This window comes from Streptomyces atriruber, from assembly GCF_001418325.1.
Taxonomy (GTDB): domain Bacteria; phylum Actinomycetota; class Actinomycetes; order Streptomycetales; family Streptomycetaceae; genus Streptomyces; species Streptomyces atriruber.
On record NZ_LIPN01000055.1, the window covers coordinates 1 to 16,246 of the forward strand.

The 16,246-nt window shown below is 69.9% G+C and carries 13 protein-coding genes and 2 pseudogenes; 12 read left to right on the forward strand and 3 right to left on the reverse strand.

What is annotated here, in order from left to right:
* The first annotated feature begins 215 nt into the window (after window positions 1-215).
* From mgtA to AOK03_RS06240, 3 genes are read left to right on the forward strand one after another with little or no spacing between them, the layout of a single operon-like run.
* On the forward strand, window positions 216-2,945 hold the full coding sequence (gene mgtA, locus AOK03_RS06230) for a magnesium-translocating P-type ATPase (protein WP_055564153.1): 2,730 nt from the start codon (window positions 216-218) through the stop codon (window positions 2,943-2,945).
* Between the two features lie 59 nt (window positions 2,946-3,004).
* Entirely contained in the window at window positions 3,005-4,258 is a 1,254-nt protein-coding gene (locus AOK03_RS06235) for a serine hydrolase domain-containing protein (protein WP_055564154.1), read from the forward strand.
* Complete coding sequence (locus tag AOK03_RS06240) at window positions 4,255-4,803, forward strand: DinB family protein (protein WP_055564155.1); 549 nt, start codon at window positions 4,255-4,257, stop codon at window positions 4,801-4,803. The genes AOK03_RS06235 and AOK03_RS06240 overlap by 4 nt, the downstream gene beginning before the upstream one ends.
* A 10-nt stretch (window positions 4,804-4,813) precedes the next feature.
* Here AOK03_RS06240 and ppk2 read toward each other — a convergent pair whose 3' ends face one another.
* Entirely contained in the window at window positions 4,814-5,773 is a 960-nt protein-coding gene (ppk2, locus tag AOK03_RS06245; RefSeq protein WP_055564156.1) for a polyphosphate kinase 2, read from the reverse strand.
* 157 nt (window positions 5,774-5,930) lie between these two features.
* On the opposite strand from ppk2, the gene AOK03_RS06250 reads away from it, so the two are divergent.
* The 6 genes and pseudogenes from AOK03_RS06250 (at window position 5,931) to AOK03_RS06270 (ending at window position 12,961) form a co-directional block, all read left to right on the forward strand.
* On the forward strand, window positions 5,931-6,854 hold the full coding sequence (locus AOK03_RS06250) for an NADP-dependent oxidoreductase (RefSeq protein WP_055564157.1): 924 nt from the start codon (window positions 5,931-5,933) through the stop codon (window positions 6,852-6,854).
* A complete protein-coding gene (locus AOK03_RS06255; protein WP_079074526.1) occupies window positions 6,851-7,630 on the forward strand; it encodes a GNAT family N-acetyltransferase in 780 nt (259 codons plus the stop codon). The genes AOK03_RS06250 and AOK03_RS06255 overlap by 4 nt, the downstream gene beginning before the upstream one ends.
* Window positions 7,631-8,045: 415 nt before the next feature.
* A protein-coding gene (locus AOK03_RS40560; protein WP_107097932.1) for an IS5 family transposase occupies window positions 8,046-8,926 on the forward strand; the annotation gives its coding sequence in 2 pieces (ribosomal slippage) (window positions 8,046-8,892 and window positions 8,892-8,926; 882 coding nt in all).
* 113 nt (window positions 8,927-9,039) lie between these two features.
* Window positions 9,040-10,086, forward strand: coding sequence for a hypothetical protein (locus tag AOK03_RS06265; protein WP_055564159.1), 1,047 nt, complete (start codon window positions 9,040-9,042; stop codon window positions 10,084-10,086).
* A gap of 452 nt (window positions 10,087-10,538) precedes the next feature.
* Window positions 10,539-10,628: pseudogene (locus AOK03_RS45105) on the forward strand (IS5/IS1182 family transposase); the annotation flags it as partial.
* Window positions 10,629-10,816: 188 nt separating this feature from the next.
* On the forward strand, window positions 10,817-12,961 hold the full coding sequence (locus AOK03_RS06270; RefSeq protein WP_063792430.1) for an ATP-binding protein: 2,145 nt from the start codon (window positions 10,817-10,819) through the stop codon (window positions 12,959-12,961).
* A gap of 24 nt (window positions 12,962-12,985) precedes the next feature.
* Here AOK03_RS06270 and AOK03_RS43805 read toward each other — a convergent pair.
* Window positions 12,986-13,219 (reverse strand): annotated as a pseudogene (locus AOK03_RS43805) (threonine dehydratase); the annotation flags it as partial.
* 16 nt (window positions 13,220-13,235) lie between these two features.
* Here AOK03_RS43805 and AOK03_RS06280 point away from each other — a divergent pair.
* The 3 genes from AOK03_RS06280 to AOK03_RS06290 all read left to right on the forward strand — a co-directional run bounded on the left by AOK03_RS06280 (window position 13,236) and on the right by AOK03_RS06290 (window position 15,664).
* Window positions 13,236-13,544 carry a hypothetical protein gene (locus AOK03_RS06280; RefSeq protein ID WP_063792429.1) on the forward strand — a complete coding sequence of 103 codons (309 nt, stop codon included), beginning with the start codon at window positions 13,236-13,238 and terminating at the stop codon, window positions 13,542-13,544.
* Window positions 13,545-13,977: 433 nt separating this feature from the next.
* Window positions 13,978-14,874, forward strand: a complete 897-nt coding sequence (locus AOK03_RS06285; RefSeq protein ID WP_055564162.1) for a hypothetical protein — start codon at window positions 13,978-13,980, stop codon at window positions 14,872-14,874.
* Between the two features lie 238 nt (window positions 14,875-15,112).
* The gene (locus tag AOK03_RS06290; RefSeq protein WP_055564163.1) at window positions 15,113-15,664 is read left to right on the forward strand and encodes a hypothetical protein; all 552 of its coding nucleotides are present in this window, start codon (window positions 15,113-15,115) and stop codon (window positions 15,662-15,664) included.
* A gap of 202 nt (window positions 15,665-15,866) precedes the next feature.
* On the opposite strand, the gene AOK03_RS06295 is transcribed toward AOK03_RS06290, so the two are convergent.
* Window positions 15,867-16,246 (reverse strand): integrase core domain-containing protein (locus tag AOK03_RS06295; protein ID WP_157868871.1); only part of this gene is annotated, 380 nt, incomplete at its 5' end.

The following is a 16,246-nucleotide window of genomic DNA, read 5'->3' on the forward strand; positions in this document are numbered from 1 at the left end:
CCTCTTTCCGAAGCCGATGGCTGCTTTCCACCGCTTCTGAGGCGCTTTCCGCCGCCGTTTCTCTTTCCTCGTCGCGCTGACCGCGCAGCGACAACTCCGTCCGCCGACGGCAAGTCGCCCTCGGCACCCCGGTGATTTCTTCACCCCGCATTCACACATCCACGTCCTCGTGCCCGGGTCTGCCTCGTCATGCCCCGCACGGAGGGAGGTCTGCCATGAACAAGCTGATTCCCCAGGTACGCCTGGCCCCGCCAGGCGAGAACCCCCGCCCCGCCCCCCGTACCCGCAAGGCCGCCGAACTGGACGCCCGCACCCGCGAAGTCGGCGCCAGGCTCGCCGAACTCAGTGCGCGGCCCGCCCGCGACGTGCTGCGCGAGCTCAACGCCACCCCGCGCGGCCTGCGTCAGGACCAGGTGCTCAAGCGCATCGAGCGGTACGGCGCGAACACCGTCGCCCACGAGCGCGCACCGCACTGGACCGCGCAGCTCGCCAAGTCCTTCTGGAACCCCTTCATCGGGGTGCTCGTCGTGCTCGCGGCCGTCATGTACTGGCAGGACCCGGCCGACCCCGGCGTCTACATCCTCACCTCGATGGTGCTGATCAGCGCGCTCCTCCGGTTCTGGCAGGAGTGCCGCTCCACACGGTCCGCCGAGGCGCTGAAGAAGCTGGTCACCACGTCCTGCGCGGTCTCGCGCCGCTGGAGCGGGACCGCGGCCACCGAAGAGATCCCGATGGAGCAGGTCGTCCCCGGCGACCTCGTGCGCCTCGCCGCCGGCGACATGGTCCCGGCCGACCTGCGGCTGCTCACCGCCAAGGACCTGATGGTCAGCCAGGCCACGCTGTCCGGCGAGTCGCTGCCCGTCGCCAAGGCCGACACCCGCGCGCACGATCTCGGCCAGCAGACCACCACGGACCCCGTGGAGGCCGACAACCTCTGCCTGATGGGCACGTCGGTGACCTCCGGCACAGCCACCGGTGTGGTCGTCGCGACCGGCGCGCACACCTACTTCGGCTCGATGGCGAGCGCACTGACCGGCGACCGCCCGCAGACCGCGTTCGACGTCGGCGTGCGCCGGGTCAGCTTCCTGCTGATCCGCTTCATGCTGGTGATGGTCCCGGTCGTCTTCGCGATCAACGGCTTCACCAAAGGCGACTGGGACCAGGCGCTGCTGTTCTCCGTCTCCGTGGCGGTCGGGCTCACCCCCGAGATGCTGCCGATGGTCGTCTCGGCGAACCTGGCGCGCGGCGCCGTCGCCCTGTCGAAGCACCAGGTCGTCGTCAAGCAGCTCAACGCGATCCAGAACCTCGGCGCGATGGACGTCCTGTGCACGGACAAGACCGGCACGCTCACCGAGGACCGCATCGTCCTGGACCGCTATCTCGGCACGCGCGGCGAGGAGGACCGCGAGGTGCTCGAGTACGCGTATCTGAACTCCCACTTCCAGACGGGGCTCCGCAACCTCATGGACCAGGCGGTCATCGACCGGGTCGACGAGGCCGAGGAGGTTGTCGTCGACCGTCTCTTCACGATGATCGACGAGATCCCCTTCGACTTCGCCCGCCGCCGCATGTCCGTGGTCCTGCGCCGCGACGAACTCTCCGGACCCGTCTTCGAGCACACCCTCATCACCAAGGGCGCGGTCGAGGAGGTCCTCGACCGGTGCGGCCACCTGATGGACCGCGGCGAGCGCGTGGAGCTCACCCCGCAGCTGCGCGCCCACGTCACGCACCTCACCGAGCGGCACAACCGGGAGGGCCTGCGGGTCCTCGCGGTCGCCACCCGCACGTTCCCCGTCGACCCCGACACCGCCGAGCGCGAGAGCTACTCGGTGGCGGACGAGACGGAGCTGACGCTCGTCGGATTCCTCGCCTTCCTCGACCCGCCGAAGAAGGACGCGGCGGACGCGCTGCGCGCACTCGCCGAGAACGGCGTCGCGGTCAAGGTCGTCACCGGCGACAACGAACTGGTCGCCGCGCGCGTCTGCGCCGACGTCGGCCTGGACACCGGGGAGCTGATCACCGGCGCCACGATCGACCTGGTCGACGACGTCGAGCTGATCGAACTGGCCCGCACGACCACGGTTTTCGCGAAGGTCAACCCCGTCCAGAAGGCACGGATCGTGCGCGCCCTGAAGGCCGACGGGCACACGGTCGGCTTCCTCGGGGACGGCATCAACGACGCGGCGGCGCTGCGCGAGGCCGATGTGGGTGTCTCCGTCGACACGGCCGTGGACATCGCCAAGGAGTCCGCGGACATCATCCTGCTGAAGAAGGACCTGATGGTCCTGGAGCAGGGCGTACTGATGGGCCGTCAGACGTTCGGCAACACCATCAAGTACATCAAGATGACGGCGTCCTCGAACTTCGGGAACGTCTTCTCGGTCCTGGTCGCCTCGGCCTTCATCCCCTTCCAGCCGATGCTCGCCATCCACCTCCTGGTGCAGAACCTCTGCTACGACGTCAGCCAGCTGGCCATCCCGTGGGACCGGATGGACAAGGAGTACCTGAAGAAGCCGCAGACCTGGGACGCACGGGGCATCGGCCGGTTCATGGTCCGGATCGGCCCGATCAGCTCGGTCTTCGACATCACGACGTTCCTCGTGATGTGGTACGTCTTCCAGGCCGACTCGCCCGCCCGGCAGACCCTGTTCCAGACGGGCTGGTTCGTGGAGGGGCTGCTGTCCCAGACCCTCATCGTGCACATGATCCGCACGCGGAAGATCCCGTTCGTCCAGTCCCGCGCCTCGCTGCCGGTGCTCGTGATGACGGGCGCGGTGATGGTCTTCGGTCTCTGGCTGCCGTTCTCCCCGCTGGCCACGGCGCTGTCGATGGAGCCGCTGCCGATGAGCTACTTCCCGTGGCTGCTGTGCACGCTGCTCGCGTACTGCGCGCTCACCCAGGCGGTGAAGGGCTGGTACATCCGGCGCTACGGCAGCTGGCTGTAGCGGGCGGCCCGCAAGGGACAGGAGCGGGCATCTTGCAAAGTTAGGTGCCGTGGGCAACCATGCACGGCATGACTGTGCGCGTCCACGGCACCTGCGCCCCCGGATTCGAGGGCGTGCGAGCGGAGTTCGAGCGGAGCTTCACCGAGCGCGACGAGCTCGGGGCCGCCGTCGCGGCCACGGTCGGCGGTGAGCTCGTCGTCGACCTGTGGGGCGGCGACGCGGACCGGAGCGGCACCCGCCGCTGGGAGCGGGACACGCTGGTCAACGTCTACTCCACGACCAAGGGCATGACGGCGCTCTGCGCACATCTCCTGGCCGACCGGGGCGAGTTGGACCTGGACGCGCCGGTCGCGCGGTACTGGCCCGAGTTCGCCCAGGAGGGCAAGGCCGACATCCCGGTGCGCTGGCTGCTCGGTCACCGCGCCGGGCTGATCGCGCCGGGCGAGCCAATGGCGCCGGGTGCGGTGTACGACTGGGAGAAGGTGACCGAGGCGCTGGCGGCGACCCGCCCGTGGTGGCGGCCGGGCACCGCCCAGGGCTATCACGCGGTGACCTTCGGCTTTCTGGTCGGCGAGGTCGTACGGCGCATCACGGGTGTCTCGCTCGGGACGTTCCTGCGCGCCGAGGTGACCGGGCCGCTGGGCGCCGACGTGCACGTCGGCACGCCGGAGAGCGAGCACGGGCGGTGCGCGGACATGGCGCCGCCGGTCCGCGCCACGGAGGCACCGACGTCCCCGCCCTCCTCGACATCCTCGCGCACCGTGTTCGGCGAGGCGCCGAAGCCCCCGGTCGGCGGGCTGACGGACCACCCGATGGCGCCGGTCACCCTGGCGCTGCAGTACCTCCCGCTCGGTGACGTGAACGCCGCGGCCTACCGCTGCGCGGAGATCCCCGCGGCCAACGGTCACGCCACCGCCCGCGGAATCGCCGCCGTGTACGCGGAGTTGGCGTGCGGACGGCTCCTCTCGTCCGGCGCCGTGGAGCGGCTGCGCACCCGGCAGAGCGAGGACGACGAGCCGGACCTCGTCCTGCGGGCGGGCACACCGCTCGCCGAGACGTGGCCGTGGGGCCTCGGCTACATGCTCAACCAGTACGGTCAGGCGGGCCCCAACCCCAAGGCGTTCGGGCACGGTGGCGCGGGCGGGTCGTACGCCTTCGCCGACCCGGAGAACGGCGTCTCGTACGCGTACACGATGAACCGCATGGGCGCCGGCACCTCGGGCGAGGACCTGCGCAGCATCCACCTGGTCGGAGCGCTGTACGAGGGGCTGCGTCAACGGGGCCCGGCGCAGGGCCCGATGATGGGTGCATGACTTCACGCAGGAGAGCCTCCTTCTTCACGGGCAAAGCGGAAGACCCCCGGTACGGCGCGGTCACCACCGGGGACGAACGGACCATGCTGGTCACCTTCCTGCGGGCCCACCGCGAGACCCTGGAGATCAAGTGCCGGGGCCTGGAAGCCGAGTTGGACCGGCGGTCCGCCGAGCCCTCCGCGCTGTCGCTGCTCGGTCTGGTGCGGCACCTCACCGATGTGGAGCGCCGCTGGTTCCGGCAGGATCTCGCCGGTCAGGACGTGCCGCTCGTCTATGCCACGCCCGACAACGCCGACGAGGACTTCGACGGCGCGGTGGCGGAGCCCGGCGCGGTCGCCGCGGCCTGGGAGGCGTGGCGCGCCGAGGTGGAGTTCGCCGAGAAGTTCGTGGAGGAGGCCGCCGATCTCGACGTCGAGGGGCAGAACTCCTGGCTCGGCACGGTGTCGCTGCGCTGGGTGCTCCTGCACATGATCGAGGAGTACGCGCGCCACAACGGCCACGCCGACCTGCTCCGGGAGCGGATCGACGGGGCGGTCGGTCTCTGAACGGGTGACGTCACGGGTCGGGGTGGTCGCCGGGCCCCCCTACCTTGTCCGCGAGCTTGCTGGGTGACAGGTCCGTGGGGTCCTCCCCGGGTTCCAGCAGCGTGTTGGCGGGGCCGATGATCAGTGGGTCGGCCTTGCCGACGGCCTCCGTGTCCTTCGCCTCGTAGTCGAGCTGCAGCAGCAGGTGCCGCATGGCTTCGAGGCGGCCGCGCCGCTTGTCGTTGGTCTTCACGACGGTCCACGGGGCGTGCGGCGCGTCCGTGGCGCGGAACATCTCGACCTTCGCGTACGTGTAGGCGTCCCACAGGTCCAGCGAGGCGACATCGGTGGAGGACAGTTTCCACTGGCGCACCGGGTCGACCTGCCGGATCGCGAACCGCGTCCGCTGCTCGGCCCGGGAGACGGAGAACCAGAACTTGATGAGGACGATGCCGTCGTCGGTGATCATCCTCTCGAACAGCGGGGCCTGAGTCAGGAAGTGCTGGTGTTCGTCGGGGGTGCAGAACCCCATCACCGGCTCGACGCCCGCGCGGTTGTACCAGGAGCGGTCGAAGAAGACGATCTCGCCCGCCGACGGCAGCTGGGCGACGTACCGCTGGAAGTACCACTGGCCCGCCTCGCGCTCGGTGGGCTTGTCCAGCGCCACCGTCCGGGCGCCACGTGGGTTCAGGCGCTCGGTGAACCGTTTGATCGTGCCGCCCTTCCCCGCCGCGTCACGCCCCTCGCACAGCACCGCGATGCGCAGCCCCTGGTCACGCACCGTCTTCTGCAGCTTGAGCAGTTCGATCTGCAGGATCCGCTTGCGCCGCTCGTACGTCTTGCGGTCCAGCTTCTTCGCGTACGGGTAGTTCTCCTGCCACGTCCGCAGGGGCCGCCCCTGCCGGTCGAGGAGCACCGGGCGCTCCGGACGCGCCTCGTCCACCGAAAGCCCCTGGAGCAGATCGTCGTCGTTCCCACCGGTCGGCACCACTGCGTTGCCCTCTCCCTCGACACCTCACCCGACAGCTTGCCCGCGCGACCGCGACTCGGCACCCGCTCCCGGCCCGGAAACAGCCGCCGGGAATAGCCGGGGGATCTTGATGGTCATCCCTGGTGGAACATCGATGAGCGGGATGTGAGGGAGCCAGATGCCCAAGGCGTACGCATTCACCCGGCACGGGGGTCCCGAGGTCGAGGCCTTCCTCGACCTCGCGATACCGGAGCCGGGCCCCGGGCAGCTGCTCGTCGCGGTGCGCGCGGCCGGCGTGAACCCGATCGACTGGAAGCTGCGGGCGGGCAAGCGCCGCCCTGGGCAGGCACCGCTGGCCGGTCACGAGGTGCTCGGCAGCGAGGTCGCCGGTGTCGTACGGGGCGTGGGTCCCGGCGTCGAGGGGTTCGCGGTCGGCGACCCGGTCTTCGGCAATCCGGTCACCGGCGGCTACGCGGAGTTCACGCTGGTCCCCGCCGACGTCGCCGCCCACAAGCCGGACACGCTCTCCTTCACGGACGCGGCCGCGCTGCCGGTCGCGGGGGCGACCGCGTACGACGGGCTGCGCCAGCTGGACCTGCCCACCGGCGCGACGCTGCTGATCACGGGCGCCGGGGGCGGCGTCGGGGTGGCCGCCGTCCAGATCGCCCGGCACTTCGGGCTGCGGGTGGTGGGCACGGCGAGCGCGGGCAAGAAGGAGTTCGTCGAGACCCTCGGCGCCGTCCACGTGCCGTCCGGCCCCCGGCTCGCCGAGCGCATCCGCGCGTCCGTGCCGGGCGGTCGCATCGACGCCGTCTTCGACCTGGTGGGCGGCGCGGACCTGGCCGAGGTCGCGGAGCTGCTGACCGACCGCGGGAAGCTGATCACGGCGGCGGCCAAGGAGACCGTGGCGGAACTGGGTGGCGCACCGGTGGTGCGGGCCCGCACGTCGGCGGTCCTGGACGAGGTCGCGCTCCTCGCCGTGGCGGGCGTGCTGCGCCCGCAGGTCACGGCGACGTACCCCCTGGACCGTGCGGGCGACGCGCTGCGCGCGGTGGAGGGCCGCCATGCGCGGGGCAAGGTCGTGATCGAGGTCCCGGCATGACGGCGTTGACGGAAGCGGGAGGCGCGGCGGAGGCCGGGGACACATTGCGAGCCCAGGTCACCGTGGAGGCCGGGGACACGTCGGCCGCCGCGCGGCTCCCCCACCCCCTCGACAACCCCGCCTACGCCTCCCTCACCGGCCCGCACGCGCATTTCGGCGAGTGGCGCGGCCGTGTGGTGCGGTATCCGCTCGATGTGTCGCCGTGGCTCGCGCTGCCCGACGACATGGCGGCCGCGGACTGGGCGGATCTGGCCGCGCTCGCCGGGGCCGGGAACGAGGTGCCGCTCCTCGGGACGACGGTGCGCCCGCCCGACGGGTGGGAGCCGACCTTCGACGTGCCCGGCGTGCAGCTCGTGGACGACGGTGTCGCCGCCGCGCCGGACCCCGAGGCGGTGCCGCTCGGCCCCGACGACGTGCCCGAGATGCTCGACCTGGTCGCGCGCACGGAGCCGGGCCCGTTCGAGCCGCGCACCGTCGAGCTCGGCACCTATCTGGGCATACGCCGCGAGGGCGCCCTCGTCGCGATGGCCGGGGAGCGCCTGCACCCGCCGGGCTGGACGGAGATCAGCGCGGTCTGCACCGACCCCGCGCACCGCGGCCAGGGCCTGGGGGCCCGCCTGGTCCTCGCCGTCGCGCACGGCATCAGGGCCCGCGGCGAGACACCGTTCCTGCACACGTCGGCGCAGAACACCACCGCCATCCGCCTCTACGAATCGCTCGGCTTCCGGCTGCGCCGGACGACCTCGTTCCACGGGGCACGCGTGCCCGGGGAGTAGGGCCGGAGCCCGCTCCAGTCGGCTTCATGGAGGGCGGGCGGCAGGATGCGCATCTTCTGCGCGCCGTCCGGGAGGTTCTCGTCCGGTATTTCGACGCCATGGGCGTCCACGCGACCCGAGGCCACTCGGCCAGGGTTTTCGTCGACGCGACGGTCGACTGTTGCCGCACACCGGTGACGGCGCCAATCCACGTCACGGCATTCCCCGTGAGGTGATCCCGTTCGATGGGGAGCGGCGCCTGTCCGTCGTGAATGTCCTGAATCCGGCGTGACGTCAGGTCTATTGATCCGCGTGCGAATTGAGCCGCAACCGCGGAACTTGACCCGGCAGTGGATCCGGGCCGGCTGAACAGCAGGCCCTAGGGACTGTCCGGTGGGTCGCATGACTAATACGCCGCTGTCTCGTTCCGTTCTGTGTGGGACGGGGCGACCTTTCAGATGGCGAGTGGGACCGGCTGGAGCCGCACCTTCCGAAGAGCGTGGGGCGGGGCGGGCGCTGGAGGGACCACCGCATGGTCATCAACGGGATCCTCTTCCGGCAACGGGCCGGGATCCCGTGGCGTGATCTTCCCTCACGGTTCGGGAAGTGGAAGACCTGCTACGACAGGCATCGCAGGTGGTCAGCGGACGGTACGTGGGCGAAGCTACTGAGGGCCGTCCAGGCCGATGCTGACGCGGAGGGCCGGATCGACTGGAGTGTGGTGAGTGTGGACTCCACCGTGTGCCGCGTCCACCAGCAGGCCGCCGGGGCCCGGAGCCGGCCCCCACGGATATCAGGACGGCGCCGTTCTCCCGCCTGGCATCGGGACGATGAGGCGATCGGCCGTTCACGCGGCGGGCTCACCACCAAGATCCATCTGGCGAGCGGCGGAGGCTGCCGACCGCTGGCTGTCCTGATCACACCGGGGCAGTGGGGCGATGCTCCTCAGCTGATTCCGGTCCTGGAGCGCGTCCGCGTCCCGCGACCGGCCGGTGGACACCCGCGGACGCGCCCGGACCACCTCTGCGGGGACAAGGCGTACAGTTCCCGCCGCAACCGGCGCTACCTGCGGCGGCGGCAGATCCGGCACACCATCCCCGAGCGCAGAGACCAGCAAGCCCACCGCCGACGCCGTGGCAGCGCGGGCGGCAGACCCACCGGGTTCGACCGGGAGCGGTACGCACGCAGGAACGAAGTCGAGCGCACCGTGAATGCCCTCAAGGGCTTCCGCGCCGTGGCGACACGGTTCGACAAGCGCGCTTACGTCTTCGAGGGAACGGTCCCGTCGCAGCGATCCGGCTCTGGCTCTGCTCATGATGGGGCTCCACCGCCATGGCCCGCCGGACAGTCCCTGGTCCCTCTTGATCAATCAGTAGGCGAAACGTAGCGTGATGAACCGATAACCCATTGCTGATAGGGGAGGGCCATCCATGGGCTACCTGCGTAAGAACAGCTTCATGATCTTCTTGGACGAGGACGCGCCCCCGCCGGCGAAGGAGCTGGACCCGCAGCAGATCGCGGAGATCGAAGCCGCGCACCAGGAATGGAAGAAGGAGCGCATCGAGGCGCTGATCCTGAAGAGGCTGGCGATCACCGCGCCCCGGGACTCCCCTTCGCCGGAAGGCATCACCGACAGCATGATGCTGCTGGACCGACGCGCCAGCGACTCTTTCGACCAGGAGATCATCGAGGCGATGGTGGCGGGGGAGGAGGCCCTCAAGGAGTTGGAAGCCAGGAGGGCCGCCAAGGCGAAGGCGGAGGAGGAGGCCCTCAAGGAGGCGGAAGCCAGCCGGGCCGCCAAGACGAAGGCGGAGGAGGAGGCCCTCAAGGAGAGGGCGGCCGGTCCCGAGGGGCAGACCCTGCGGTGGATCGTCCAGCGCGTCCAGGGCGCCGGTGGCGACGAGGCGGCGTTCAAGGACTTCGTGGCCGGCGACCACGAGATGAAGGACTCCCGCAACGAGCGTCTGCGTGATTTCGCTTGGAAGGTCTTCGAGATCGATACCTCCAAGGCCGACTTCTCGGGCGACCGGTACGTCCCGCACCGTTCCTCCGAGACCACTGTGCGGTTCAGGAGTGGCAGCGACACCCAGGTCGGCATCGAGGCCAGGAGCTACAGCAAGACGGTTGACGGCAAGCAAGTCGCCATGACCCAGACCGAGACGCTCCACTCCCAGGGCCCGGCACTGTGGGTGAAGGTCGCCGACGGCGCGTGGGCCAAGGACGGCAACTGGGGCGGCTACCTGCAAGTCACCTGCGCCACCGCAAAAGGCAAGTGGATCGATTCCAGCGACGGCTGGGTGACCCCCGTCTCCTCCAAGGCCGACAAGGTCACCTTCTACGACATGGGTAACTACTACGAGATCTGGCAGAAGGACCGCGAGACCGGTAAGCCCCTGACCATCCAGGACGGCTTGCTGCGCTTCGTCCACGGCGCCACCCCCGGTAAGTTCAACCTCCAGGACTCCACCTGGGACTGACCGGCCCCAGCTACACCGCAGCACCCCCGGCAGGCAGTCCCGGGGGTGCTGCGGTCATTTCCATCAAGTCATCTGATCGCTGGTGGATGTGGGTCGTCGACTGACGCCCAGTGCAGACAGCACGACCCATCGGACACCCCCTAATGAGTCGACAGGCGCCAACCGAGATGTTGCCGGTCCAGCAAACCTATGCCCGACATCTTTCATCGCTCTACCGACGACACCCTTCAGGGTTGCCATGGCCTGCTCGCCGAGGCAGCGGATCTTGGCGTGACTGCTGTTGTGCCGACGCTTCCCTTGCTTGACCCGGCGGCCCCAGAACGGGACCCGTATTGTCCTGCCCGCCCCTTGGTGCGCCTTGTCTGCCCAGCACTTGAGCCCCGCATCGGCGAGCTCGTCGATGACCGCGCGCTGCCGGGCGGCCGTCATATCGTGGTCGATCCGGGCAGTACTGGCGCCTGCTGCGAAAGCTCCGCTGCAGCACCAACCGGATCACCGACATCGTGAAGGCCGTCGTCGCCCTCCAGCACGCCTTAAGTTGATGTTGAAATACGCTCACGGCCAACGGCGGCATGACCAGGTCTGCGCGGAAAAGTCCGACCGTCGGTCTGTTGTGACCGCTGCTGTGCGCATACGGGCGTTTCCGCGCTCTCGGTCATGGAGGCCGGCGTGAGCGAGCAGAATGGTCTCCCTCGTCCAGGAGGCGAGACCGGCTGAGGAGGGCAAGCTCATGACGGCGCGGGAGCCCGGCAAGGACAACGAGGTTGTGCGGGTGGGGAATCTGCCCGGGCGTTGGACCGGGCTGGTCGGCCGTCGCAGCGAACTGGCCGACATGCAAAGGCTGTTCCACGGGGAACGGCTCGTGACACTGACGGGCGTCGCTGGCGTGGGCAAGTCCCGGCTGGCGCTGGAGGCCGCGGTCGAACTGCAGCCGTCGTTCCGGGACGGGGCATGGTGGGTGGAACTGTCACCGCTGAGCCAGGGTTCGGTCCTGGACCTGACGATCGCCGAGGCTCTGCCGCTGGCCGATATGTCCAACCGGCCGATGATCGACGTGCTCGCTGATTACATGTTCGGGCAAGAACTGCTCCTCGTCCTGGACACCTGCGAGCACCTGGCCGACGCCTGTGCGCTGACGGCCCAGAAACTCCTGGACGCCGCGCCAGGACTGCGCATCCTGGCCACCAGCCGCCGCCCGCTGGGCGTGCCCGTCGAGCGGGTGCTGACGGTCGACCCCATGCCGGTCCCCGATCCCGACGACCCCGAGGCGGCCGGGAACGACGCCATGGTGCTGCTGGCCGAGCGGGCCAGCGCCGTGGTGCCAGGGTTTGCGGTCACCAAGGATAACCAGCCCGACATGGTGCGCCTGTGCCGACGCCTGGAGGGACTGCCGCTCGCGATCGAGCTGGCCGCCGCGCGACTGCGCGAACTCTCGCCCGCCGAGCTGGCCACCGGCCTCGACGACCGCCTGGCCGTGCTGGAAACGAAAGAGGCGGCGTACACCGTCCTTCCGCCCTGGCACCAGGCACTGCGCACGGCAATCGGCTGGAGCAATGAACTGTGCACACCGCAACAGCGGCTGTTGTGGGCACGGACCTCGGTGTTCGCCGGCACCTTCGAGGTCGAAGCGGTACGCCGGGTGTGCGCCGACGACCTGCTCCCCGACAAGGCGATCCCGGCTCTCCTCAGCGCGCTCGCCGACGCCTCGATCCTGTCCTGGGTGCCCACCGGGGGCAGCGACCGCTACCGGATGCTGGACACCATCCGCGAGTACGGGGCCCACTGGCTGCGCGGCCTCGGCGAGGAGGACGCGCTGCGCCGCCGCCACCTCGACCACTACCTGGACCTGGCCCGCCGGGGCGACGCCGTCTGGATCGGCCCCGACCAGTTCGCCTGGTTCGACCGGATGACCGCCGAGCGTGACAACATCCGCACCGCGATGGAATACAGCCTGGTCGAGGCCGAGGGCCACACCGAGCACCACACCGCGTTGGACCTGGCTGGTGCACTGTGGTTCTTCTGGTACGCCTGCGGGTTCCTCAAGGAGGGCCGGCTCTACCTGGACCGGGCCCTGGCCGCCGACACCGCGCCCTCCTGGGCGCGGGCCAAGGCCCTGTACGCTAACGGCCAGTCCCTGTTCCTTCTGGGCGATCTGCCCGCCCTCGAAGAGTGCGCCGCCGAGGGCACCGCGCTGGCCGCCCGTCTCGGCGACACCGAAGGCAGGTACACGGCGCTCAACGGCCTCCGGCTGGCGACGCTCCACGGTGACCCGGACCGGGTGGTCACCCTCGCCGAAGACATGCTGGCCACGGACTGGCGCGAGAAGCCGCTGACCTATCCCCCCTTGGCGGCCCTGGTGATCGGCGCCCATGCGTATGCCACCACGGGACGCCCTGAGAAGGCCATTGTCTGGCTGGACGAAGTGAGCGTCGTCTGCGCACGCCACGGCGAGAGTTTCATGCGGGCCTGGGGCGACACCGTCCATGCCATGGCCGAGCTGGCCCGCGGCCGTTACCGGGCCGCGCAGGAGCACGCCCGAGCCGCCGTGCGCGTCAACCGCCGGATGCGCGCTGACGTGGGTACCGGCATTGCCCTCGAGGCGCTGGCCCGGGCCGTCGCCGCCACAGGCCAGTACCCGGACGCCGCCTGGTTGCTCGGCCTGACCACGCACCTGTGGAAGACACTCGGCCAACCACAGGCCGGCGTCCCCACTGTGGTGGCCGCCCGCCAAGTGTGCGAACAGCAGACCCGTACAGCCCTCGGCGACAACGCCTACCAACGCGCCTTCGACGCCGGCTACACCATCGACCTGAACACCGGCATCACCCACGCCCTCGCCGCGACGCCGCCTCATCACGGTCCGAGCGCCTCTTAGTGATCAGTTCAGAATGAGGTCCGGCGCGGCCGACGGTTCGACGAGGCCGGCGTGGTCGAGGAGCATCCGCATGCCGACGATGATCGACGTCCCCTGGACCAGTACCGCGTCGTCAGCGGCGACGAACCGTTGTTGGCGCTACGAGTGTGTCAGCGCCGGTGCGCCCAGCGGCTGGACGCAGATCACCTCGACCTCGGGAGCCAGGTCCTTCACCGCATGCCCCACGCCGGTGGCCAGCGCCCCGCCGCTGAGAGCGATGCGTGAGCCGAGCGGGATGAGCCACAAGGACGCGGTGGCCCTGGTGCAGCGACTCTTGGAGGCGGACGGCACCGACGAGGAGGCGGAGAGCCGGTTGGAGGACGCGCTCGACCGGGCTCTGGGCTGTCCGGCGGGGTACGTCACCGACCTGATCTTCTGGCCCGCCGGGCGGGAGCTGTCGGCCACCGAGGTCGTCGAGCGGGCCCTGGCCTACCGCCCGATCGCACTGCGAGGAACCGGCGGCCCCCGGCCGGCCGAGGAGCAACGAGCTGGCGCCCGCTCCAGGGGCAGCAGTGCCGCGCCCTGTCCAAAGCATGGCTTATGAGTCCATAAATTGATGCAAGGTAGTGGAAACTTTGACAACCGCGAAAGATTAGGGGACGCCATCCCATAGCGACAGATTTGGTTTTCCCTTGAAGTACATGCGTATGGCAGCCCTGGCTGCCGTCTCGATGGCCACCCCGACGCTCTTGGCCGCTGCACCCGCGGCGGCGGCAGAGGTCAGCCCGCCGGCCCTCTCCATACCGGAGCCCGCTCCGGAGCCCGGGAGCCCGGAGCTCCCGACAGGGCAAGGAGAGCCGTCAGCCGGTGATCCGGCCAGCTCCGGTGCCGCGGCATCGCCGCAGGCCGCTGCGGCACCCGAGGCAAGAACCAGCCCGGCGGCGCCCCCGGCCGGAGTTCCTGCCGAGCCGACGCCGGGCGCTGCCGCGTCGGTACCGACCGGCGCCCCCACCACGCAGCCCGAAGCCCCTGGCACCGTGGACACGGCCGCAGGAGAGGAGACGGGCAGCGGAACCCGGCCGTCCTCCCCCGCCACCACCCCGAACGGCACCATCGAGCCGACCGGGACCGCCGAGTCCGTCACCTCGGCCCAGCCTGCCGCCGGGCCGGCCCGGGAATCCGAAGAAGGCCCGGCCGGTGCGGCGGAGTTGGACGAGGCGGCACTGAGCACTACGCTGCACGGCCTGCCCAGCAAGGTCGTGCCCGGCTCCGGCTGGAAGAATTTCACCTTCCGCGCCATCAATTCCTCTGCCAAGGCGATCAAGACGGTCGACGTCTACGCCCTGCTGGCGGCCTTCGGCCACAATAATCGCGACAGGTGGCACCTGCTGACCCTGCAGTGGTACGACGAGGACGCATGTGTCTGGAAGACGGTCGACCCCAACATCGGCCACCTCACCACGCTCGCCGGGTTGGCGCCCGGTGAGCACACCGACATCACGTTGCGAATGAAGGTCGGCGTCGGCACGCCGGTAGGCGTCGGCTACGCCTCGGCGCTCGGCGGATACCTCGACGAGGACGACACCCTCATCATGTCGGATGCGATGCCCTACGACTTCGACATCGTGGTCGAGAAGAGCGAGCCGCCGGCCACGGGCGAGCTCGGCAGCAAGCCGCAGGACCCCGGCAACAAGCCTGCTTCGCAGGGCGACTTGCCAGAGGTTTCGGCCACCGACACGGGAGGCACCGTCGGCCGGGCCGACTCGGGTGCCACCTTGACCGAGACCGGCAGCGACGCCGACTCGGGCGCCACGTTGGCCGCGACCGGCAGCACCGCCGGCTCCGGCTGGATGCTCGGGGCTGGCGGTGCCTCGATCGCCCTGGGCGCGGCGCTGGCCGCCGCCGCCCACAGCCGTCGCCGTCACACCGCCTGAGCGACGGCCGACGTGGGCGGGCCACCGGGAGGAAACGGCTCGCGGCCGGAGCCTCCCGGCGGCGGACCTTGGACGGCCCTGGCCCTCGGATGGCCGACGCACCGTGCCTGAGGGCGGCATTGGTTGCTGGTACGGGGGTTGGGGGTGTGGCCCAGCACGGGCCCGGCTCGTACTACCGCCGAGCAGGACACGGAAGGCCGGATCGTGGAGCAGGAATCTTGGATGAAGGATTGAGTGAATGTTCGACCGGTGGGGTGTGTGGGATGTGCTTCCGGACAGCGGGCGGCGGCGATGGTTGCTGGAACCGTTCGAGGGGGTGGGTCCGCTGCGTTTCGGGATGCGGCCAGAGGAGGTCACCGCAGCGCTGGGTGCCCTCGTACGGAACCCCCAGCGCCACACGCGTGCGGCTCTCTCGCGAGATCGGTACAGCACGGTCAAGGGAGAGTGCTGGGGGCTGGGGCTGACGTTCTACTACGGTCGGGAGGAGCGGCTGCGCGGGATATCGGTCGACGCCCTGAAGGGCCCTCAGGTCTACGCGGACGGCGTCGCGCTGGTCGGCCGGACGCCCTCGGAGCTCGAGCAGTGGATTGTCGACCGTGCCGGGATCCGCGAGCCCTTCTCCGAGCTGTTTTATGCGAACCTCGGTGAACCCGGATCACGGAGCCTGGGCGTAGTGATCGGCGTCCAGAGATCGGGGGACCACCTGCTCACCCGACCGGTGTTCCTCCCCGCGGAGGCCATGGACGCACCGGTGAGCTTCCTGCCTCCTGAGGCGTGGACAACCCACTGACCAGAACCCATCCTTGCCCCCTGCCGAGGTGCCGACGCAGCTGTGTGACAGAGGCGTGAGCGCGGCGTGTCTACGAAGAGCCCGGGGCGTACGGAGTCCTCCCCCAGGGGATGTACGAGATCAAGAGAGGTTCAAAGGTCCCGCCACATGCCAACCCGAACGAGGCGAACACCGACCAGTCACGCGACCTATCGGACAGGCCCTAGATGTATTGGCCCGCAGGGTTGTTGACGCGGGTGATGGGTGGGTGGCCGCCGAGTGCGGTGTGGCAGCGGTGGTGGTTGTAGGTGTGCAGGAAGTCTGCCAGGGCCGCTGTCCGCTCGTCGTTTGAGGTGTAGGGCCTCAGGTAGGCCCATTCGTCGAGCAGGGTGCGGTTGAAGCGTTCGACCTTGCCGTTGGTCTGGGGCCGGTAGGCGCGGGTGAGTGTGCCCCTCGCGTCGAGGTCGGCCAGGGCCTGCTGCCAGGCGAGGCTCTTGCGGTAGGGCCAGGCGTTGTCGGTCAGGACCCGCTCGATGCGGTCGATGCCGTGTGCGGTGAAGAAGGCTGCGGCCCGGCGCAGGAAGGCGGCGCAGGTGGCGGCCT